This is a genomic window from Pseudoalteromonas sp. CO342X (assembly GCF_004208915.1).
Lineage (GTDB): Bacteria > Pseudomonadota > Gammaproteobacteria > Enterobacterales > Alteromonadaceae > Pseudoalteromonas > Pseudoalteromonas maricaloris.
On record NZ_SGPH01000040.1, the window covers coordinates 295,335 to 317,460 of the forward strand.

The 22,126-nt window shown below is 43.6% G+C and carries 23 protein-coding genes; 4 read left to right on the top strand and 19 right to left on the bottom strand.

Going from position 1 to position 22,126, the window contains the following annotated elements:
* Positions 1–35: 35 nt before the first annotated feature.
* Positions 36–959, bottom strand: a complete 924-nt coding sequence (locus EXT47_RS20210) for a sensor domain-containing diguanylate cyclase (protein ID WP_130127421.1) — start codon at positions 957–959, stop codon at positions 36–38.
* A gap of 203 nt (positions 960–1,162) precedes the next feature.
* Here EXT47_RS20210 and EXT47_RS20215 point away from each other — a divergent pair, with 203 nt between their 5' ends.
* The 3 genes from EXT47_RS20215 (at position 1,163) to EXT47_RS20225 (ending at position 6,031) form a co-directional block, all read left to right on the top strand.
* Complete coding sequence (locus EXT47_RS20215) at positions 1,163–2,338, top strand: efflux RND transporter periplasmic adaptor subunit (protein WP_039495201.1); 1,176 nt, start codon at positions 1,163–1,165, stop codon at positions 2,336–2,338.
* 2 nt (positions 2,339–2,340) lie between these two features.
* A complete protein-coding gene (locus tag EXT47_RS20220; protein ID WP_039495202.1) occupies positions 2,341–5,523 on the top strand; it encodes an efflux RND transporter permease subunit in 3,183 nt (1,060 codons plus the stop codon).
* A gap of 139 nt (positions 5,524–5,662) precedes the next feature.
* Complete coding sequence (locus EXT47_RS20225; RefSeq protein ID WP_039495203.1) at positions 5,663–6,031, top strand: MliC family protein; 369 nt, start codon at positions 5,663–5,665, stop codon at positions 6,029–6,031.
* Between the two features lie 52 nt (positions 6,032–6,083).
* Here EXT47_RS20225 and EXT47_RS20230 read toward each other — a convergent pair whose 3' ends face one another.
* From EXT47_RS20230 to EXT47_RS20315, 18 genes are all read right to left on the bottom strand, one after another.
* Positions 6,084–6,512, bottom strand: a complete 429-nt coding sequence (locus tag EXT47_RS20230) for a hypothetical protein (protein WP_039495205.1) — start codon at positions 6,510–6,512, stop codon at positions 6,084–6,086.
* Between the two features lie 101 nt (positions 6,513–6,613).
* Complete coding sequence (gene secF / locus EXT47_RS20235; RefSeq protein ID WP_130127422.1) at positions 6,614–7,525, bottom strand: protein translocase subunit SecF; 912 nt, start codon at positions 7,523–7,525, stop codon at positions 6,614–6,616.
* 1 nt (position 7,526) lies between these two features.
* Entirely contained in the window at positions 7,527–9,359 is a 1,833-nt protein-coding gene (gene secD, locus EXT47_RS20240) for a protein translocase subunit SecD (RefSeq protein ID WP_130127423.1), read from the bottom strand.
* Between the two features lie 117 nt (positions 9,360–9,476).
* Positions 9,477–9,953, bottom strand: coding sequence for a hypothetical protein (locus tag EXT47_RS20245; protein ID WP_130127424.1), 477 nt, complete (start codon positions 9,951–9,953; stop codon positions 9,477–9,479).
* 144 nt (positions 9,954–10,097) lie between these two features.
* A complete protein-coding gene (locus EXT47_RS20250) occupies positions 10,098–10,373 on the bottom strand; it encodes an HU family DNA-binding protein (protein ID WP_010377204.1) in 276 nt (91 codons plus the stop codon).
* A gap of 154 nt (positions 10,374–10,527) precedes the next feature.
* Entirely contained in the window at positions 10,528–11,052 is a 525-nt protein-coding gene (locus tag EXT47_RS20255; RefSeq protein WP_130127425.1) for a DUF2878 domain-containing protein, read from the bottom strand.
* Positions 11,024–12,286: a cyclopropane-fatty-acyl-phospholipid synthase family protein gene (locus tag EXT47_RS20260; RefSeq protein ID WP_130127426.1), complete on the bottom strand. Its 1,263-nt coding sequence runs from the start codon at positions 12,284–12,286 to the stop codon at positions 11,024–11,026. Before EXT47_RS20260 ends, EXT47_RS20255 begins: the two co-directional genes overlap by 29 nt.
* Before the next feature lies 1 nt (position 12,287).
* Positions 12,288–13,019 (bottom strand): DUF1365 domain-containing protein, encoded by a 732-nt coding sequence (locus EXT47_RS20265; protein WP_084204276.1) that lies wholly within the window; start codon positions 13,017–13,019, stop codon positions 12,288–12,290.
* Complete coding sequence (locus EXT47_RS20270; RefSeq protein ID WP_039495222.1) at positions 13,016–14,269, bottom strand: NAD(P)/FAD-dependent oxidoreductase; 1,254 nt, start codon at positions 14,267–14,269, stop codon at positions 13,016–13,018. The genes EXT47_RS20265 and EXT47_RS20270 overlap by 4 nt, the downstream gene beginning before the upstream one ends.
* The gene (locus EXT47_RS20275; protein WP_130127427.1) at positions 14,262–14,978 is read right to left on the bottom strand and encodes an SDR family NAD(P)-dependent oxidoreductase; all 717 of its coding nucleotides are present in this window, start codon (positions 14,976–14,978) and stop codon (positions 14,262–14,264) included. The genes EXT47_RS20270 and EXT47_RS20275 overlap by 8 nt, the downstream gene beginning before the upstream one ends.
* Positions 14,975–15,400: a nuclear transport factor 2 family protein gene (locus EXT47_RS20280; protein ID WP_039495225.1), complete on the bottom strand. Its 426-nt coding sequence runs from the start codon at positions 15,398–15,400 to the stop codon at positions 14,975–14,977. The genes EXT47_RS20275 and EXT47_RS20280 overlap by 4 nt, the downstream gene beginning before the upstream one ends.
* A 6-nt stretch (positions 15,401–15,406) precedes the next feature.
* Positions 15,407–16,786: a deoxyribodipyrimidine photo-lyase gene (gene phrB / locus EXT47_RS20285; RefSeq protein ID WP_130127428.1), complete on the bottom strand. Its 1,380-nt coding sequence runs from the start codon at positions 16,784–16,786 to the stop codon at positions 15,407–15,409.
* 2 nt (positions 16,787–16,788) lie between these two features.
* A complete protein-coding gene (locus EXT47_RS20290; RefSeq protein ID WP_130127429.1) occupies positions 16,789–17,748 on the bottom strand; it encodes a DUF523 and DUF1722 domain-containing protein in 960 nt (319 codons plus the stop codon).
* A 15-nt stretch (positions 17,749–17,763) separates the two neighbouring features.
* Positions 17,764–18,414 carry a ChrR family anti-sigma-E factor gene (locus EXT47_RS20295; protein WP_039495231.1) on the bottom strand — a complete coding sequence of 217 codons (651 nt, stop codon included), beginning with the start codon at positions 18,412–18,414 and terminating at the stop codon, positions 17,764–17,766.
* The gene (locus EXT47_RS20300; RefSeq protein WP_039495233.1) at positions 18,411–19,031 is read right to left on the bottom strand and encodes a sigma-70 family RNA polymerase sigma factor; all 621 of its coding nucleotides are present in this window, start codon (positions 19,029–19,031) and stop codon (positions 18,411–18,413) included. Before EXT47_RS20300 ends, EXT47_RS20295 begins: the two co-directional genes overlap by 4 nt.
* 60 nt (positions 19,032–19,091) lie before the next feature.
* The gene (locus tag EXT47_RS20305) at positions 19,092–19,664 is read right to left on the bottom strand and encodes an LON peptidase substrate-binding domain-containing protein (RefSeq protein WP_039495235.1); all 573 of its coding nucleotides are present in this window, start codon (positions 19,662–19,664) and stop codon (positions 19,092–19,094) included.
* Between the two features lie 80 nt (positions 19,665–19,744).
* Complete coding sequence (locus EXT47_RS20310; RefSeq protein ID WP_039495238.1) at positions 19,745–20,065, bottom strand: MGMT family protein; 321 nt, start codon at positions 20,063–20,065, stop codon at positions 19,745–19,747.
* On the bottom strand, positions 20,031–20,945 hold the full coding sequence (locus EXT47_RS20315) for a LysR family transcriptional regulator (RefSeq protein WP_010605459.1): 915 nt from the start codon (positions 20,943–20,945) through the stop codon (positions 20,031–20,033). Before EXT47_RS20315 ends, EXT47_RS20310 begins: the two co-directional genes overlap by 35 nt.
* 100 nt (positions 20,946–21,045) lie before the next feature.
* On the opposite strand from EXT47_RS20315, the gene EXT47_RS20320 reads away from it, so the two are divergent.
* Positions 21,046–22,125: an efflux RND transporter periplasmic adaptor subunit gene (locus tag EXT47_RS20320; protein WP_039495241.1), complete on the top strand. Its 1,080-nt coding sequence runs from the start codon at positions 21,046–21,048 to the stop codon at positions 22,123–22,125.
* Position 22,126: the final 1 nt, after the last annotated feature.

Genomic DNA, 22,126 nt, shown 5'->3' on the forward strand with positions numbered 1-22,126 from the left:
GTTAAGCATTATTACAATTTAACGATTGGTCTTAATTAGTGCGGATTTGGAACAACTCGATTTCTGCCACTGCTTTTGGCCTCTAGTAACATCGTATCTGCACGACGAATAATGCTTTCAACGCCAGACTCACCTGCGCCAAATTCTGCAACCCCAAATGAACTGGTAATATCGACCTCTTCACCGACCGCAATTTGAAATGATGCCTGCTCTATCATAATGCGTGCCCGCTCGGCGACTAAGATTGCCCCCTCTAAGCCGGTATTAGGGAGTACCAGGGCAAATTCCTCTCCACCTAGCCGAGCTATTAAATCCGTGTCTCGTAACATGTCAGAGAGTAACGAGCTCACGTGAACCAGCACTATGTCTCCCGCTTCATGGCCAAATCGCTCGTTGATTGCACGGAAATTATCGAGGTCGGTCAGTATCACACTAAATGGTGTTCTGTAACGTTCATACAACCTAATTTGACTGTCAATTTTATCGCTTAGCTGCCTACGACTGGCGACGCCCGTTAATGGATCAGTTTTGGTAATAAAATCAAGCTCTTTACGTAAGTGATCGAGTTCGCTATGTATTGCTTTTGTTGTGGTAATGTTGTCTCCGTAGATAACAAAGGCATCATCTTGCAGCGAAAAACATCGTAATCTGAAGAACTCACCGCTTAAGGTATCAATTTCAATTTCTGGATAGTCTAATTCACAGCCGTTGCTTAAGCCTAAAAACCATTCCGTGAGTTCATCCCCGTCGATTCTGTCATCAAACGTATCGTCTGTTTGGGGGTCGAAAATATTACTCAGTGTGCGTCCTGTTATGTGAGACGAGGGTTGTCCAATTAGCTTCGCCATTGCTTTATTGCAAAATTCAAGAACCGACTTGTTGCTAACAATAGCAACTGCATCGTCACTTTTATTGAGCACGCCACTCAGTAGGGATTGTAAACGGTTAGCGTTAGACATAATTCAATTCCGTTAGGCTTTTTGTTATTTTAAATCAATCGGGAAGAATTATCTTAGATCTCGCGCAAATCACACGAAAAAGACATTTTGATTTGGTTATCTACATCGATTGATTCTAATTTGGCATCAATTATATTCCATTTCACTTATGTTTAATGCAACAAATGAAACGTATAGTTACCTCCATACACAAAGGAGGAACTATGTTAAAACCAACGCAACTCGCAACGATTATTTCAGCTTTGCTACTGCTAAGTGCATGTGGCGAAGCTGAGCAGGCAAGCAGTCAAACTCCGCCTCTTCAACCAATTGATGTAGCAGCAACACCGCAAATTAGCATTGCTGATTGGCACACCTATACAACACGCCTTTCTTCTCCAAACGAAGTCGCACTTCGCGCTCGTGTCACGGGAGTGATCGGCTCGGTAAACTTCAAAGAGGGAGATACGGTGAACCAAGGCGATGTTCTATTTGAGCTGGACGATAGAACTTTCTTGGCTGAGGTTGCCAGCCTTGCCGCACAAGTGAAACGTGCCGAAGCTGCCCTTTCGCAAGCAAAAAGTGAGTCAGCGCGTGCGCTTCGTTTAAGTAAGCAAAAAGCGATTTCAACTGAAGAAGTCGATGCCCGTGTTTCGCTTACCGCACAGCGTGAAGCCGAACTAGATGCGCTTAGAGCTTCATTTAAAGCAGCTCAGTTAAACTTAGAGTTTAGCAAGATCACAGCACCAATCAGCGGCAAAATTTCATTTGCTGAGGTCACTCAAGGTAACACCATTAGAGCAAACGACACTTTGCTTACTACGATAGTCGCAACCGATAAGATGTATGCGTACTTTGATATCGACGAGCGCACTTGGAATAGCCAGTTTGCATCAGTGACGGAAGGTGAGCCGCTACCTGTGAAATTACAGCTATTGGGCCGTGAGTCACAGCCAGTCATGGGTGAGCTAGACTTTATTGACAACGCCATTGATGACCACTCCGGAACCCTAAAAGTACGCGCTTCTTTTGATAATCTCAGTGGACAGTTACGACCTGGCTCGTTTGCGCGAGTGAGTCTTTCATCCGGCGAGCAAAACGATCGAGTATTAATTCCAGACCGCGCAGTGGGTACAGATCTTAAAAATCGTTTTGTTCTTGTCGTCAACGACGCTAATACACTTGAATATCGTCTAATCACACTCGGTAATCGCTATGGCGAATTTCGTGCTGTTGAGTCGGGTTTAGCAGCTGGAGAGCGTATCGCGGTGAATGGTCCAGCGCGTGTAGGCCCAGGTATGCCGATAAGCCCAAACTCCGTGACGCTTACCTTGCCAGATAACATTGCCACAGAAGTGGTTGCGATGACGCCAAGCGATTCTTCACAAGGATTAAACTAATAATGAAATTTTCCCATTTTTTCATTAAGCGCCCTATTTTTGCGGCGATGATGTCGCTTGTGATATTAATCGCAGGGGCCATTTCCCTTTTTCAGCTTCCCGTGAGTGAGTATCCAGAGGTGGTACCACCGACGGTTGTGGTATCTGCAACATACCCCGGTGCAAACCCAAAAGTCATTGCTGAGACCGTTGCAACACCACTTGAGCAAGAGATCAATGGTGTTGAGAACATGCTGTATATGTTTTCTCAAGCAACCAGTGATGGTCGCTTAACGCTTACCGTGACTTTTGCACTTGGTACTGACCTGGACCGTGCCCAAGTTCAAGTACAAAACCGTGTAAATAGCGCTATTCCAAGGTTACCGCAAGAAGTACAACGTTTAGGGGTTGTGGCTGAGAAGGCGTCACCAGATCTCACTATGGTGGTGCATTTGGTATCGCCAAGTGGCTCGCATGATACAAGCTACCTCTCAAACTATGCCGATATTTATGTCAAAGATCAGATAGCGCGCTTGCCGGGAGTTGGTGATGTAAAACTATTCGGCGGCGGTAAATACGCGTTGCGGATATGGCTAAACCCCGAGCAATTGGCTGAAAGAAACTTAACCGCAAGTGATGTGGTCCGAGCAGTCCAACAACAAAACCGCCAAGTAGCAGCTGGCTCTTTGGGTGCTCAACCCACAACCAATGAAAATCAATTCCAAATTCTGTTAAACGTTAAAGGCCGTTTGGCAGATACCAGCGAATTTGACAATATTATTGTTAGCGTATCGAGCGATGGCGCGATCACTAGACTCAAAGACATTGGCCGAGTTGAGCTTGGACAAGATAACTACGCGTTAAGAGCTTTGCTAGATGGAAACGAAGCGGTGGCAATGCCGATTTTCCAGCGTCCTGGTTCTAATGCGATAGAGCTGTCAGATCAGGTGCGTGAAACCATGAAAGAGCTATCGACACGTTTTCCTGAAGGGGTTGAATACGATATCGTTTACGATCCGACAATCTTTGTTCGCGGCTCAATCGATGCGGTAATTTCGACATTATTAGAAGCCATCGTACTTGTGGTATTAGTCGTTATCTTATTCTTGCAAACATGGCGCGCTTCGATTATTCCGCTGGTAGCGGTGCCTGTATCGTTAGTTGGTACCTTTGCTGCAATGCAGTGGCTTGGTGTTTCTATCAATACGTTGTCGTTGTTTGGTTTGGTACTCGCAATCGGTATCGTGGTTGATGATGCCATCGTCGTGGTTGAAAACGTTGAGCGTAATATTGAGAACGGCCTTGCGCCCTTCGAGGCCACTAAACAAGCTATGTCAGAGGTGACAGGCCCTATTATAGCGATTGCATTGGTGCTTTGTGCGGTGTTTATTCCAACTGCTTTTATTACCGGCTTGTCAGGCCAGTTTTACAAACAGTTTGCCCTCACGATCACAATTTCGACGCTGATCTCGGCATTTAACTCATTAACATTATCTCCAGCGCTAGCTGCACTACTATTAAAGCCGCACGGTGCTAAACCAGACAAACTCACAGTAGTGTTAGATAAATTGTTTGGTCAGTGGCTATTCAAACCGTTTAATCGCTTTTTTGATAAGGCAGCTCACGGCTATGTCGGACTGGTAAAAAAACTTATTAGACTGAGCACCATTGTTTTAGTGGTTTATTTAGGGTTAATTTTTGCTACTACTAAGTTGTTTAGCACCATCCCTGGCGGCTTTATTCCGCAGCAGGACAAACAGTATCTTGTTGCGATTGCCCAACTGCCAGACGCTGCGAGTTTGGATAGAACAGAAGCCGTTGTACGTGAGATGGAACAAATTGCGCTTCAGACTCCAGGTGTTTTACATTCCGTGTCTTTCCCTGGGCTTTCAGTAAATGGTTTTACAAACAGCCCAAATAGCGGGATTGTATTTGTTGCCCTAGATAAATTTGAAAATCGTACGTCACCAGAGTTGTATGCGTCGTCAATCGCTGCGCAGCTTAATCAGAAGTTTGCCATCATAGATGAAGCGTTTGTCGCGGTTTTCCCACCGCCACCAATACAAGGATTAGGCACCACAGGTGGTTTTAAACTGCAAATTGAAGATAGAGCAAACCTTGGCTTTGAGAAGCTATTCTCTGACTTACAGGCAGTGATCGCAAAAGCGCAGCAGCAACCGGAGCTAATGGGACTGTACTCAAGCTTTAGGATCCAAGTACCACAAATGGACATTGATATCGACCGTGAGCAAGCAATGGTACAAGGCGTACCGCTCGAGGAAGTGTTTAATGCATTACAGATCTATTTAGGTTCAATGTACGTCAATGACTTTAACTTATTTGGTCGCACTTATCAGGTTACCGCTCAGGCTGACGCTAATTTTCGGGCAGATCCTGCGCAAATTTTGTCTTACAAAGTAAGAAACAACTACGGTCAAATGGTGCCACTTGGCGCGGTACTCAAAGTCACGCCGACAACGGGACCTGATCGCGTTATGCACTATAACGGGTATCCTACTGCCGAGTTAAATGGCAGCCCCGCGCCCGGATATTCTTCGGATCAAGCGCAAATGGCAATTGAAGCGGTGCTAAACGAAACGCTTAGCGAAGGCATGGCATTTGAGTGGACTGAAGTCACCTATCAGCAGATCCTCGCGGGTAATGTGATGGTGTATATCTTCCCACTGGTTGTACTCTTGGTGTTTATGGTTTTGGCATCGCAATACGAAAGCCTAAAGCTACCATTTGCAATCATCCTCATTGTGCCAATGACCATACTGTCAGCATTGGTTGGGGTGTGGCTAACAGGCGGCGATAATAATATCTTTACCCAGATTGCTCTTATCGTTTTGGTTGCTTTAGCGTGTAAAAACGCAATCCTAATGGTGGAATTTGCAAAAGAAGAGTACGAGCAAGGCAAGACTAATTTGGAGTCAATTATTGAGGCATGTAAACTACGTTTACGTCCTATTTTGATGACGTCAATTGCCTTTACCGCAGGGGTTGTACCTCTGGTACTTGCAACCGGTGCGGGTGCTGAAATGCGCGAAACCATGGGGATTGCAGTATTTTCAGGAATGATAGGGGTTACTTTATTTGGTCTATTGTTTACGCCTATTTTCTTTATGGCGATGACGAAGCGATTATACACGCCAAAAATACGTGAAGCGCAGAGTATCTCTAATGCTATTCCAGTAAAGGATTAATAACTTGTAATCATGTTTAAAGGCCCGTTGGGCCTTTTTTATGCTGCTTTTTATTGCCTTGTAACTACACTATTCACCTTAACTTCATCCGTTTACGCTAAATTATCAGATACCGTCTTTTTCTCGCCGGAGTCTGTTTATGAAATCTCAAATTGCCTTTGCTGTTTTAATTAGCGCTGTTCTCAGTGCATGTGGCGAGGACATCTCGAATCGTAAAATTGAGCTTAGTGAAACACTTAGCCGCTATCAATGTGATAATGATTCGGTGATAAAGGTTGACTACAACGACAGTGATAAGGCAACTGTCCATTTTAACGAACAAGTGGTTAGGATGAAGATTGCTCGTTCAGCCAGCGGTGCAAAATATCAAGGTGATGGGTTTGTGTGGTGGACAAAAAATGACGAAGGTATGTTGCTTAGACAGGAAGAAGATAAAAACAACCGCATCATCGCACGTTGCGAGATGCGGCCCAATGAAGCCTTAACAGTGAAGGCGCAATCAAACTGATTATAAATGCTCGTCCCAACAGGCAACGTCACTTATATAGAATTAGGATGTCTTATACCGACAACTTTTCAGGTGTAGCTAAAGTACTTTTTACAAACTCAATGGCAGCGCTTACATCAGCAAATAAAACTTGATCTAATGGCTCTGGCATGCCAATTTCTTTGCGCATTTTTTCAATCTGGCTTTTCGCAATTGCCGACTTCAACACATACGCAGCACTAACACAGCCTAACTGCAAACAGCGCTTTGCTGTATTTACCAGTAACTTATAGGCTTCTGGTGTCGCAGCTATGGCCTTTTCGGAATAACTCACGTAACCCCATGTCGAAGAATGGATCTCAGCTCGACATTGCTCTAATGCCCTAGAAAAATAATGGATCATAGACTCATTAATATTTCCTTCGAAACAGGCAAAGAGGATATTTTGCTCGGCCCAGAGGGTTACTTTCCCGCACCGAGTTTGATAACTATATTTTGACATTAATCCTTATCCGGCTCCTTTCGAAGTGCGAATTATACATCAGCACGACAAGGTTAAAAAAGAGCAATTGCTACTTTTTTAACCTAAATCGCATATTACGCTTATGGCTCAGCGAGTTGCTGTTTCGCTGCCTCAGATTCTTCTTTTAGGTAGTTGTTAAACGACAAGCCTAAAAACTGCGGTAACGTTGCGCTAATTGCCAAGGAAGACAAAGTACCAATGAGAATGCCACAACACAACGCCATGGCGAAACTATTAAGTCCTGCGCCGCCTAACCACCATATCGCTAACACCGTTGTGAGCGTCGTTAATGAGGTGATAAGCGTGCGGCTCATTGAATCCTTTATCGCTTGGTCTATGGTATTGCCCACGGGACTGTTTTTCCACTGCTCTTCGAACAAAAGCTCTCTAACTCTGTCACCAATCACAATCGAATCGTTGAGTGAGTAACCAATAATCGCCAGCAGCGCTGCAAGCACGGTTAAGTCAAACTCTACTTGCGTTATTGCAAACAAACCTAGCGTCACAATCACATCATGAAAAAGCGCGATACTTGCGGAGACCGCTAAGCGCCACTCAAATCTAAACGCCAAGTAAATCAATACACTAAGTAATGCGAATATACCTGCAAGGCCACCTTGTTCGACTAACTCATTACCCACCTGCGCACCAAGATAACTGGCGTCTAATACGCTTGCTTGCCATTGTGTTTCAAGTCCTTCTATCCACTGTTTGACGTGTGTTTCATCGGTTGACTGAGGGGTTTGGAAAACTCGCCAGCTACCATCGTTTAGTAGAGAGATTCGCGCATCTTGCACACCAAGCTCAGCAAGCTTGTTTTGCATTTCTGTTTGGCTCTTTTGCTTGGGTAAGTCGATAACCGTAACGTAACCGCCGGTAAAGTCTTGGCCTAATACAATGCCTTTTTGGGTGATGGCTATGAGACTTGCAAGGACAAGTAACAATCCAGAAATTAGCCCGACGAATCTTGCCTTTTGCGTTTTACTTGTCATTTTACTTTGCGCCTTTACGTGATTTTGAATAAAGAGACTCTGATAACATACCGGAGACGACCACACCGGCGAAAATACTGGTTACTATGCCCAGCGCTAAGGTGATCGCGAACCCTTTTACTGGTCCATAACCGATACCAAGTAGGATAAGAGCAGTTATCATTGTGGTTAAGTTAGCATCGATAATACTCGACATGGCTTGTTGATAACCTTGCTTTAATGCAGTGACCATCGCAATGCCTTTACGCCTTAATTCGCGAACTCGTTCAAAAATAATCACATTGGTGTCGACCGCCATACCGATAGTCAAAACTAGGCCTGCAATACCGGGTAAGGTAAGTACAACACCAGGAAGCAGCGACATTAATCCAACCAGGCAAACTAAGTTTACCAGTAATGAGGTAATGGCCACTGCGCCTAGCTTGCGATACCATACTGCCATAAACAGCAAAGTTAGGCTTAGCCCTAACGCCAAAGCTTTAAAGCCGCTTTCAATATTCTTTTCGCCCAATGAAGGACCAATGGTTTGCTCTTTCACAATGGTGATTGGTGCGTCAAGAGAACCCGCCCGCAACAATAATGCTAACTCCTGCGCGCGTTCCATTGACTGCATATTGGTAATACTGAATCGGGTATTTAATACTTGTTGAATAGTGGCTACTGAAATCACTTCCGTTTTGCGCTTAATCTCTCCTTTTGGATCCGCGTAATATTCGCTGAATACAGTAGCCATTGGCTTACCTACATTGTTTCTAGAAAATCGGTTTATCTTTTCACCGCCTTGAGAAGATAAGAATAGTTGCACTAAAGGCTTTCCGTATTCATCTCTTCCTGCTGTTGCGGACTCTATTTCATCCCCGCCAAAAATGGCCACTGGGTCGACTGAAACCAAAGCGCCAGATTTATCCTTTAATTTTTGACCCCCCATTTCTTGTAATGCATGAAATGAAAGCTTGGCTGTTGCGCCGATAATACGCTTGGCTTGTTCTGGGTCTTGCACGCCAGGTAATTCGATTCGTATATAATTAGTGCCTTGACGTTGCGTAACCGCTTCTGTGATCCCGAGTTCCTCAATACGCGAACGTAAAGTAGACAGCGCTTGGGTCATTAACTGCTTATCGAACTCTGCTTTTTTCGCTTCGGCAAAACGGAAGTTCACTTTCGCTAAACTGCCTTGTTTATGAGTTGTACTGGTAAATTGTGGATAGAGTTCGCGCAGTGTCGCAGTAAGCGCAACGAGTTCATTTTGCCCTTGCGCTTTCGCTATGACCTCAACCTGCTCACCACTGATAACTTGAGGAATAGATAGGTTACGATAACGATTTTTGATCCGTAGGCTATTGGCTTCGTCTGCGAGTGACTGCAGTTTATTTTGCGCCGCTTGTTCTGTGTCAACCTTGAGTACGAACAACACACCGCCGTCCAAGTCGAGTCCGAGCTTGATAGGTTTGAGTCCAGTGCTTTCTAACCACTGTGGCATCGTTGAAGCACTAACAACCTTAACACTTAGCTTTGAGTGAGACTCAGCCATATAAGCACGCGCTTCGGCGGTTAGCGTGCGGTTTTCAAGTTCAACTAAATAGCCACCTTGATGAGACTCGATTTGCTTGACTTTGAATCCCTCTCCTTCTAGCTGAGATTTAAGCTCAGGCAGCGACAGAGACACAACCTCGTTACTACTTGCTTGAATTTGAATTAAATTCTTATTGGGATACACGTTTGGTAGTGCACAAAGGATCAACAAGAACACAATAAGCGCAGTAAAAAAACGTTTTGCACGCGCGGTGGCTCCACGAGAGGTTGATGCCCTCGTTGGCGAGTTTATATCTTTCATATTTTTCTCATTATCTATCTGAGCGATACCGATTTGCTAACGAATACTGGTCATACAGACGTTAGGTGCTGGTATCAAAAACTACTATTTGGGTGCTTTATTGGTAGTCGATAATGATTAAGAGGCGAAGTTGAGACTGCCTTTGAAGGTTAAGTTTGCCGGCTTACAGTTGTCGATAAAGCCATTATTTGGCCGAGTATCACACATATACCAAGGTACAGGTTTAGGTCTATTGATGTCATAGACTGAGGCCGGTATATATTTTTCTGCTGCAAGCTCAAATACAAGCGCATATTCGGCTTGTTGTTTAGGATGCAGAAAATAACTAGGGTGGCTAGTACGCTCACGTTCCGGCAATAAGCCCTTTTCGTGATGCGTGGTTTCACCACTGAGCTTTATTGGACTCGCAGGACTTGGTTTACTGGGTAACTGATTGGCGTCAGCGAGGCCCTTTTGGGTGATGTTTTCGAAGCTTGTGCTGTGCGTATCGGGAGTATGGGATAAGTGAGTATCAGGCGTTCCTGTCGCGCACGCAGCAGCTACCCATAACAACATGAGTAATGACATAACGGCGAAAAGGTTAAAACGCTTCATGAAAACTGATTAAACAACTTATTAGATAAAAATACGAGATTGGGGCGATAGTAGCAAATTCAAGATAGCGCTATCAATTATAATGAATATGAGAGGCATAAAAAAACCTCCAACTTGGGAGGTTTTTCTTGTCCAGCGAGTGGATTAAGGATTTACTTGGTCTTTTAGGCCTTTACCTGCTTTGAACGAAGGAATGTTCGCAGCTGGGATTTGGATTTCAGCGCCAGTTTGTGGGTTACGACCAGTACGCGCAGCGCGCTCTTTTACTGAGAATGTGCCAAAACCAACTAAAGCAACAGAACCGCCATCTTTTAGTGTGTTAGTTACTGCGCCAGTAAACGCTTCTAAAGCACGAGTTGCCGCTGCTTTTGAAATCTCTGCGTCTGCCGCCATCTTTTCAACTAGTTGAGCTTTATTCATTATTAGATTCCTATAACTTTATAATTTGCCTAAGCAAAACCTATGTTTATGCATTTTGCGTTTATGTGCAACCCCAAAATTGCGAAATTCGACGAAATATTTATTATTTTATTGCGTTTCGCCCCGGATCCTGTGGGTTTGTAATCAAACGCTATCAATTTGCTGGCAACTGCGCAAGCTTTGTACCCCATAAAATGCGATTAAAACTCACTATCAGGTAGAACCCCACACTCCACAGCGCGCCAAATGCTGGCCAAAAAATGTACCAAGGTGTTGAGATAGAAACTACGTCAAAGTTAGCTGCACCAAGATAGCTAGGTGGCGCGCAGACCAAAAATACCACTAATAATATCGGCGCCTTGAGCGTTAATAGTTTGGAAAGTGCATTATTTATTGTCAGCACCAATGCTATCCACAAAACCCAAAGCCAAAGCGGAACTAATTCGCTACCTTGGTAATTGATGAGCTGAGTTTTGACCGCAATCAATTCAATGCTCATTCCTATGGCGGAACCTACGAGTGCAAGCACCAAATTGAGGCGCTTATTTTGGTGTCCTGCGAGCATAACGAGACAGCCTAGCAACATCAACCAAAGCGCGTCTGCTTGGAAAAATAATGCAGCAAACCAAATACTTTGGAAGAGTAGCGCGTTAGTAATCCAATGTTTGAGTACAGGCATTTGACTGGTATCTTGGTTTTCTGGCGACTAAATGCACGGCACTGGTTGCTCTTTGTTTAAACGCCCCTTCGCAGTAGCATAAATAAAATTGCCAAAGGCGATAAAAGCGCTCATCGAAACGTTTACTATCAAGTGAAGGCCATGCTTTTTCAAACCGAACACGCCAATCGTATAGCGTTCTGGCATAGTGCAGACCGATATCATGGAGTTCGTGGACAACCATATCGGTGGAATTTACGATTTGCTTGCTCATTTCACTCACGGAAGGAAGACAACCGCCAGGAAAAATGTACTGCTGAATGAAATCCGATTGTTTGAGGTAATGTTGATAACGCTGGCAGGCGATGGTAATGGCCTGAATCAGCATTGCGCCTGTCGGTTTTAGCAAGTCGTTGCATTTGGTAAAAAAGCCAGATAAATACGCGTGTCCAACCGCTTCAATCATTTCGATAGACACCAGCTTGTCGTACTGGCCGTCCAATTCGCGGTAATCTTGTTTTAGTAGTGTGATGTGCTGCTGCAGCCCTTCTTTTTCAATCAGTGCTTTTACGTACGCATGCTGCTCTTCTGAAATAGTTGTCGTGGTTATATGACAGCCGTAGTGTTTTGCAGCATAAACTGCAAATGCGCCCCACCCGGTGCCAATCTCAACAACTTTGTCGGTTGGCTGAAGATCCAAGCGCTCACAGATTGCGGCTAACTTATGTTGCTGCGCTTCTTCAAGCGATGCATCCTTTGAGGGATATACTGCGCTAGAGTACAGCATTTCTTCACTTAAAAATGATTCATAAAGGTCGTTACCAAGGTCATAGTGGGCGACAATGTTACGCTTTGAGCCTTGTTTTGAGTTTTTGTTTTTAAGATGCTTTATCTTATTCGCAATGCCGGAGAAAAATGCAAACTTATTTTCAAAGGCATCCAGCTGATCTTGGTTTAGGACGAAGATCTCAATCAGTTTGGTTAAATCTGAACAACTCCAGTGACCAAGAATGTAGGATTCGCCTGCTCCGACACTGCCGCCAAGTGCAAATAGCTTATACATTTGCACTGAATGAACTTGAATATCAACGCTTAGGCTTGTTTCTGACTCACCAAAACAGTATTTTTGGTCGCCTTCGACAAGTACCACTTTTCCGGTTTCTAAGGTGTTCAACGCGCCAAAGACGAGCTTTTTATACAATCTATCGAATGTAGAAAGCGAAATTGATGAGGATATTGTCGTGGTATTTTCCATCTTATACTCTTCCGGGGTGCCCAACAAAAGGCACTTTTTTTAAAAATAACTTCAACGCTTGCCAGTAGATACCTTTAGCTATGCTCCATGTCATTGCAGGAAACTGCTTAAGCAATTGATTAATATTTGCTTCATTGAGCTCCTGCTTTTTGAGCGTCATCGTGGCATCAAATAGCAATTCGTCACTTTTTCTGTTTTCAATATGGATTAGCGTATTGCTACCGGGTGGCTTCACTTTCCAATGGTAGTGCATATCCAAATTCATAAAAGGTGATACGTGAAATTGCTTTTTAAAGTTCACTTCTTTATTTAATTCAACTAAATAAAAATGACGCTCGTTCCAAGGCGTATTACTTACTTCAGCGAGCATATGGCTAAAACCTGCACCCTTCTCGTCTTCAAAAAAGTAGAAATTAACCGGACTGAAGTAAAAGCCTAAACAGCGTATTTGCGCCATTAAATATACTTTGGTCTGTGATGAAACGGGTTTGCCTAGCGCATTTGATTTAGCACGTGCGCGCTCAACTAAGCTTTCGCCTTCTGTGAGGATATAGTCAGCTTGATTGAATTTAAGCAGTTTTAAGCCGGATGTACCAAACTTTGACGAAATACTATTGAGTGCGTCAAGCTCACTTAAATCTAGCCACATCATATACATGGGGTAAGAAAATGCATGCTCGGCATGAGCGAATCGCCGATGCCGAACTTTGCCCACCAGAATTGCACTATTCAAAATGAGATACCCAATTGCTCGGCCACATCTACCGCACTTCTCACCCCATCTTCATGAAAACCGTTGAACCAGTACGCACCACAAAAATAACTATGGTATTTACCATCAATATCGGCTTTACGTTTTTGAGCCGCAATGCTGGTGGTATTGAAAACCGGATGATGATAGACAAAGCGACGGATCACTTTGTCTTCAGCTATCCCTTCATCGTGATTTAACGTGACACAGTATTGATGTTTAGCGTCAAACCCTTGCAGTATGTTCATTTGATAGGTGACGACAGCGGCTTTGTCCGTCGCTTCGTTTAACAAATAGTTCCAACTGGCCCACGCTAGCGGACGTTTTGGCAATAAACGGGTGTCAGTGTGTAGCACTACAGAGTTCGCAGTATAAGGTATCGCACCAAGTATCGCTTGCTCATCACTCGATGGGGTATTTAGTAATGCTAAAGCCTGATCGCTATGACATGCAAAGACGACTTTATCGAAGTACTCATTGCTGCCATCTTTGAAGACGATGGTCACGCCAGAGTCATCACGAACCACTGTTTCGATGTCGGCATTCAGCACAATATTGTCTTTAAATTCTGCCACTAATGGTTGAATGTATTCCCTAGAACCACCTGGGATAACATACCATTGAGGGCGATTTGTGATGTCCAAGAGCCCATGGTTGAAGAAAAACTGAACAAAGAATTTAGCTTCAAAGTCGAGCATTTCTTTGATACTGGTTGACCAGATCGCGGCGCCCATCGGCAAGATGTAATGCAGCTTAAAAAATTCATTAAATTGGTGTTGCTGTAGTAGCTTGCCAAGCGTTTCAACACCTCGATAGTCGTCTTTTTCATACAACGACTTACAAAGGCCATTAAAACGCACAATATCCTTTAGTAATCGCCAGAAGGTTGGCCTCAGTAGGTTACGTTTTTGTGCGAATAACGTGCGAAGTGAATGGCCATTGTACTCAAACTTGGATTGACTATTGTGAACACTGAAGCTCATTTCAGTTTCTTGGCGACTAACACCAATTTCAGCCAGCAATTTTTCAAACTTTGGATAAGTTCTGTCGTTAAATACGATAAAGCCGGTATCAATTGCGAGCTTTTCATCTTGGTATTCAACATCAATAGTTGCCGTATGTCCGCCAATATAATCATTTTTTTCAAAGACTTTCACGTCATGTTGACGACTTAACAGGTATGCTGCGGTCATACCTGAAATACCGCTTCCAATTATTGCAATCTTAGCCACGGGCTATCCTTTTTGCGAGAGGTAACCACAACGAAAACGGCAGTAACCTGAGAAGTTTTAAAAATAGAGTAAATCTTTTTGGGAAATGTATTTCCTTGCTGCGCTTTTCTATTCCTTTGCTAATGTAACCCACGGCCTCATCGACACTTACAATAAATGGCATCGGAAAGTCGTTTTTATCTGTCAACGGCGTCTCTACAAAGCCAGGGTGAACCAAGGTGACATCAATGTCTTTTAATGTTGCTGTTAGAGTGCGAGCTACATAGCTGACAGCCGCTTTCGACGCACCGTACGCTTCGGCGCGAGGCAAAGGTAAAAATGCACTGCTGGAACTTACGATGCAAAGTTGCCCGCCTGATTTCATTTTTGGCAGTAAAACGTCTAGGCAGTGGCCGATTGAGATGACGTTGATATGCATTACTCGCTCAAACAAATGGCCGTCAAATTGGTTGGGATTATCGATATACTCACAACCACCTGCGTTGAGGATCACAAGATCCAAGCCGTCAATATCTTTGAAGTTATCTTCTATCTCTTCGCGGTTTGTTAAATCAAATGCTTTGCTCTTTGCACCTACGCTGCTTTCTAATTCGTCTAACACTTTTTGGTTGCGGCCACAAGCAGTTACTTGATGTGACTGTTTTGCATAAAATTCCGTAAGACCTTTACCTATCCCTGATGTTGCGCCAGTAATTAAGATGTTGCTCATGCCGTGATCCTTTTATCTAAAAGCCGAATAACACCACCGAGTAATGGAACTTGGCGATACAGCATTTGCGCACTGTCAAAGTAATCCCGATGTTGCGCCACTTTTTCACCAATAAAACTCAAGCGGCTATGACCATCGACTTCTATAAGCTTACCGCCGTTTAGCTTGGGATGTTGGTAGGACATGGTCCAGTAGATAAAGCTGACGTCATCAACTTGATAGGCGTTCGTAACAAGAAATTCGATTTCAGAGACATTTTCATATAACCCTTGAAAATAACTCGTTAGCGCATCAAGTCCTTGAATTTTATGTAAAGGATCTACGAAACTGATGTCCTCAGTGTAAATTGAAGCCAATTTACCGAGACAGTATTTGTCTATTTCATTATAAATTGCCACGAATCGCTGCGTTCTGTGATCCATACCTATTTAAACCTTAAATGCGTCAAGTGCTCTTGCCCTTGCTTCTTTATGATCAACCAGCGGCTCTACATAGTCTTCCTTTCCGCCAAATGCCGCTAAATAGTCATGGGGAAAATGAATATGCTTTGCTGGAACATTTTTTAATTCAGGCACATATGTACGAATAAAGGAACCATCGGGATCAAACTTTTCGCTCTGCGTGATGGGATTAAAAATACGAAAATAAGGCTGCGCGTCACACCCCGTGCTTGCAGCCCACTGCCAGCCACCATTATTACTGGCAAGGTCGCCATCTATTAACTTTGACATAAAATAGGCTTCGCCTTCACGCCAGTCGATGAGCAAGTGTTTGGTTAAAAAGCTGGCAACAATCATACGTAGCCGATTGTGCATCCAGCCAGTTTTATTGAGCTGACGCATTGCCGCATCGACAATCGGATAGCCAGTTTGACCATTACACCATAGCTCAAACGCTTGGCTGTCGTCACGCCACCTAACCGCGTTATATTTATCGTTGAAATTAAAACCTTTACATAAACGCGGAAAAGCGACGATAAGATGGCGATAAAATTCACGCCAAATGAGTTCGTTCACCCAACAAAACTCTGGCTTACTTGGGTTTTCAAGCACTTCAGGGTAATGAAGTTGGATCTGTGCGATGAGCTGCTTGGGTGACACAATGCCTAATGCCAAGTATGGACTGAGCCCCGAAGTTCCTTTGATTGCAGGGAAATCACGGTCATCTTGGTAGTCTGCTAGTTTGTCCTTAATAAAACGATTTACAATCGTGACAATGGCATTATCATCCACTGGCCACTTTTCAGATTCATTGGTCATCTCGAAGAAAGTTGGCTTTTTGAAGTTTGCCTCATGTTGTTTGTCCAGTGGCCAGCTAGAGAAGTGAAATTGCTGCCCCACAAAACATTTTAACCATGCTTTTTTAAAGGGGGTAAACACCTTGAACATCTCACCGGAGCCCGTAAGCACTGAGCCCGGTTTGGCAACGAGATCGCCATCGAATAATTTTAACGAGATCACAGTTTCACACGCTTCATCGCGCGCCACTTCATTTACTTCATATTCTTTATTTGCATATAAGCAATCAATGCCTTTATCGTCACAAACAACTTGAAGCTGCGCCGGCAGCTCAGCGAATGTGCTCGCTTCAATGATATGTAGCCTAATGCCAAATTCACTAAGCTGACTGCCAAGCTCAAGTAATCTGCGCTCAAGTAGGTCGAGCTGAATACTGGCCACGTTGTGTGACTGCCACTGTGGCTTGCAATAAAAAAAGAGCGCATCGCGTGCGCCCTCATTCACGGCTTCAATCAAAGCCTCGTTGCCGTAAATCCTGAGATCACGGCGAAACCAAAAAGCTGTTTTCATTATTAAATTCCGAATCTTAAACGCAGTTCGTTGGGGTATGGGTCAAAGTACACTTGGCTTTGCAAATACGCTTTAGGATGCACGGTGAGATGATGCTTGAGCAAAGTCAACGGTACATATAAAGGTACAATACCTTTGCGATATTGATCTATTGCGCCGCACATCTCTTGCTTCTCGATACTGGAAAGCTCGTTCTTAAAATATCCCTGTAGATGCGTTAACGTGTTTGCTTGATTTTTGCGATTGGCAGGCTTGCTCAGTGCTGACATCAAACCACTGATATATTTATGTTTCAGCGTCTCTCTATCCAATTGTTTGCCATCACCGAGTAGACGCCCTAAATCTTTATAGGCTTGGTAATTATGGCTCATCAACAGATATTTGTGCTTGGCGTGAAAATTCGTCAGCTCGTGTAGACCGATGTTTTCCGATTGAGTTAGTTCCTGCCAGTTTTTATAAACAAATACCCGCATTACGAAGTTTTCTCTGAGATGCATGTCATTCAATCTGCCATTTTCCTCGCAAGGTAAAAGCGGATTGTGTTTTATGATTTGCTCAGCAAAAATACCAATACCTTCAGATGTATTACCTGTTCCTGCTTCGTTATAAACCTTAACACGCTCCATTCCGCAGCTTGGGCTTTTGGCGCAAAACACAAAGCCGGAAAGGCTTCGTGTCTGTGAGGTTGCAACCTTTTCGCCAAACTCCTTAAGCTTTGGTGCGACATCTTCTTTACCGTCGGGGCGACTAACTTTGATAATGTCGCCTACACGGATCTGTCTGATGGTTGGTCTTGGAATTGGCATGCCTATCGTAACTTCCGGGCAAAAGCGCACATACTCAACATGTTCGGCGAATTCATCCATACAAAAGTTTGAACGCTTGTGGCCTGAGTCAAATCGTACTTTGTCTCCGGCCAAACACGCGCTAATGCCAATTTTTATTGGTGATGAAAATTTCATTTCGCAACTATTCCTTTAATAAATCAACTTACCAATTGGGTTTAACAGCTTACTTAACCCTTTATTAAAGTGTAGTGCACTGCTTACCACGGTAAAGCAAAGGCAGCCTTCTTTTGTGCGCGGAGAATGATTGTGTTTGCCATCTTGCCAAATAAAGTCGCCCGGTACGTATTCCCCAGCTTCATCTGCAAAATCGCCGTCAAGTAACAAGGTGATTTCAAAGCCCGTGTGGGTGTGCTCTGGAATTTCCCCTTCCGCACCAATTTGTAGAAGACTTGAGCGTAAGTCGCCATCTTCTAGCAATAACCGAGATCGAGCGATTTTGCCTACACCTGAAAATTTGGTGCGATCGATATTCGCAATAGCCCTAGGTAATTGAACATCCCTACCCTGATAGTTAAAAGTGGGTTGGATATATTCTTTAACTTCGTCTATTTCGTCATCCAGTGTTATCGCTTGCATCATCGCCTCAAAATCACAGCTTAGTGAAGATTCGCAGCCTCCTCCAAGCTGAACATTCGCTTCTTGCGCTTCAAGCTGTTGGGTCTTTTTCTGACAACATGGGCACATTTCGACATGTGCTGCAATTGCGACACTGATACTTGCAGGCAAATTACCTTCAACAAATTGGCTTAATAATGAATCATTAGGGTGATGCTTAATCATGCTTGATCTCCCATTTCTGCGCGAAGTTTTTGTAAAGCAAGTCGTAAACGTGACTTAACTGTCCCGACAGGTATATTAAGATGCTCTGCCAATTGTTCTTGAGACATTTCTTGAAAGTACACGCCTTTGACTATGTCTCGTTGTGCTGGCGGCAACTTATTGATGTATTTTTGAATTTGCGCCGTTTGCAAGTGATCTTGAAAACCGTCGTCGTCAGCCTGCGAGTCTTGAATTATCGGCCAGATGTCTTCACTGATGTGTTCTTCTTTATTACTCTTCATCTTACGCAGTGCATCGAACGACGCGTTACGCATTACGGTATAGATCCACGTTGTGGCTGCGCCTTTGTCATGATGATAAAGATGTGCTTTACGCCACACTGACGTCATCGTGTCTTGTACGAGCTCCATCGCTTGGGCGTCATTACCAAATTGTTTCACACCAAAGCGCCTGATTTTTGGCGCAAAGTACTCAAACAAGAACGCAAAAGCTTTGCGATCTCGTTTTTCTGCAACCTTAACTAAAGCGTCTGATAACGCTTGAGAGGGAGTTTCTTGCACTGCTTTGCGAGTTCCTGACTGAACGTTGCAATCGATAGATTGCTGTTGGCCTAACATAGCTCACCTTCCAATTTATAATTATAAGCTGTAATACGCTGTAAAACTTGGCATGGATCACTATTTTTCATCTAATACAGTATGTAAGAACTCTGCCACCTGTTCAAATGTTTGTGCTTGTTTTATTTTCAGTTTTTGGGTCATCGAGATAGGTAAGATTTCTAGCCAACGATAAGCAACCCAAAGAGGTTGAGTAAAATGCTTGTCGCGGTACAAATCATCAAGGATTGGATTGGCGATAAAAACACTCTGAAGCTTATCAACAAGGGTTTCGTCAACTAGACTCAATGCTTCCTCGCTACATTGCCATGGCGACCCATCAATAATGTCACAATCGCCATAACGTAAAGATTGTGAGTCTACTTCCACATTACTGATCGCGACGCGCGATAGTGCCTCAACATCAATGAGCAGCTGACCATCATCATCTTGTGAAAAGTCGACGATTTTAACGTGCACGCCTTCTTTTGACACATTGTTCGGCGTATCCGCGAGGTATGGGCATAACACAAAACCTTGCTCTGTTTTCGCGGCCTCTTTTACCATATATAAATAGCGCTGCTCAAAGATCCGCAAGCGGGTGAACCCGCCTGGAAGCAAGAATATTGGCAATGGAAATAAAGCGAGTTTCATAATTCCCGTTCAAATATACAAAAACTAACGATAATTACGACTGCCCTATTTATCTGGATCAGTTGACGCTAAATTTATGACTATTCCCAAACACAGTGTTTAGCTATCACGTTACTATTTGAGAATGTGACGCCCTCAGCTTGCAAGCGCGATTTTTGCTCTTGAAATTTACTACTGTCTTGAGGAAATGAAATACGCCGTTGGCTATTTACTACTCTGTACCATGGTAACGTTGAACCTTGCGGTAGGTTTTTTAATAACTGGCCTACTTTTCTGGCATGTTTTGGGGAGCCAGCTAATCTCGCTATTTGCCCATACGACGCAACTTTTCCAAATGGGATACCGCCGATTACGGTGAAGACTTTTTCAGCGAGTTCTTGCTGAGGATTGCTGCTTTTCATATTGAATATTTAACTCTTTTAATTTATCCCAAAAATATCTTGCTACTGGCCCATGGTGGGAAATATGCAAACGATACGCGTGGATCTCGGCTTCAAACTCATCCTTTCTATCAAACACCCTCACTTGTTGCAAAACACCAGACTCTAATTCTTCTCTACAAAGGTCTAGGCCGATTAGGGCATAGCCCATACCTTGCAATAAGTATCTTTTTATTGCCAGTGCGTCATCGAGTTTCATGACATTGTTACTGTTTCTGTATGCCAAGCGCTCACTGTCAAACTTGAATTTACTTTCTTTCATTGCAAGAGATGGGTATTGCGCAAGCTCCGAAAAACTGAGCTCTGGTGGCATATAGCCCGTTAATGAGACTAAGCCTAATTTTACGTGTCCAATCGGCATTGATTCTAAATCGCCAGTTGAATGAAAAAGATCAAACCAAGGGCCAATGCCAAGGTTTGCAATCCCCTGTGTGACTTGCTCAAGCGCAAAAAAACGTTTACCACTTGAGATGTTCATTTCAGTTGCGGGAAACTTAATGAAGGCATTGCCTAATACTTGATCAATCTGGTTTTGATATACGATCGGTTCGTAACAGATGTTAAAGCTTGGTTCATTACCCGCCGCGAATTCAGTCGCGAGTAATGACAAATCTCTATGATGATTAAGCAATTTTTCGGCTTCAAAATAAAATCGACGACCTTGCTCTGTTAACACATTGCGATATTTCTCACGCTCAAAAAGGGCAAATCCCAAAGATTGTTCTAATCTTTTAATTGATTGAGAGACCGCAGGCTGTGTCTTATGAAGCTTATTTGCTGCTTCGGTAAGGCTAGGCGCTTCAACAACGGTGCAAAACGCTGCTAAGTCCGAAATCTTCATAAATAAATCTTATGCAGTATAGAATGTTTTATAATTTTTATTTTATATGTAATTCCATTATTCTGCACGCATTAAAATTGACGTTGTCATGGAGAACAATATGTTAAGAGTGTTTTCTGGAATTGTGCTGGCTACCCTATTAGTGGGCTGCCAAGAGCAAGCAGAACAAGCCCCAACAGAAGCCCCTAACCGACCAGTTAAAATTCATACGGTTTCGGATCCTAATAGCAGCACGCTTCGTAGTTTCCCTGCTGAAGTGGTGGCAAACCAAGGCTCCTACCTAGCCTTTCGTGTGAATGGTGAACTTATCGAGTTTCCAGTTCTCGCAGGCCAAGATGTACAAAAAGGGCAATTGCTTGCAAAGCTTGATCCTGAAGATTTCAACCTGCAATATGAACAACGTAAAGCCCAATTTGAACTGGCTAAATCGCAGTTATCGAGAATTGAACCGTTATTTGAAAAAGGCATAGCGACTAAAGCTGAGTTTGATAAAGCAAATGCAGACAAGCAAGTTGCGGAGTCTGCATTTAAAATTGCTAAAACAAACCTCGAATATAGCGAACTTAGAGCGCCGTTTAGTGGTACGGTTGCCAAGGTATTTGTCAAAAATTACGAAAACGTCGTAGCAAAGCAAAATATTCTTCGCCTTGAAACACGCGATATGATGGATGTGGTTATTCAAGTTCCTGAGCGCATCGTTGCACGTGTTGATAAAGATTCTGATTACAAACCGACCGTTGTTTTTGATGGCTACCCAAGTAAGTCTTACCCGCTTACGATTAAGGAATGGGATACGCAGGCAGACCCTGCAACCTTAACCTACAAAGTCGTATTTAGTCTTCCAATCCCCGAGGACTTTAATTTGTTCGCAGGTATGACAGGCCATGTTTACGTCGATCCAAGCAAAATTACGAACCGTGAAAATACGGCAATTATCGTACCTAACCAAGCAGTATTCTCTGATAAAAAGCAAGGCACAGAGGGAAATAGTTACGTATGGGTATATCAAGGTGATAATCAGACGGTAACAAAACGCGAAGTCACCGTTGGCCAACTGAATCATACCGGTATTGAGGTATTGTCGGGTCTTGAACCTGGTGAAGAAATTGTTGCTGCGGGCGTGCATTACTTGCAAGAAGGCGCAAAAGTGAGACCTTGGACTAAAGAAAGAGGTCTGTAAT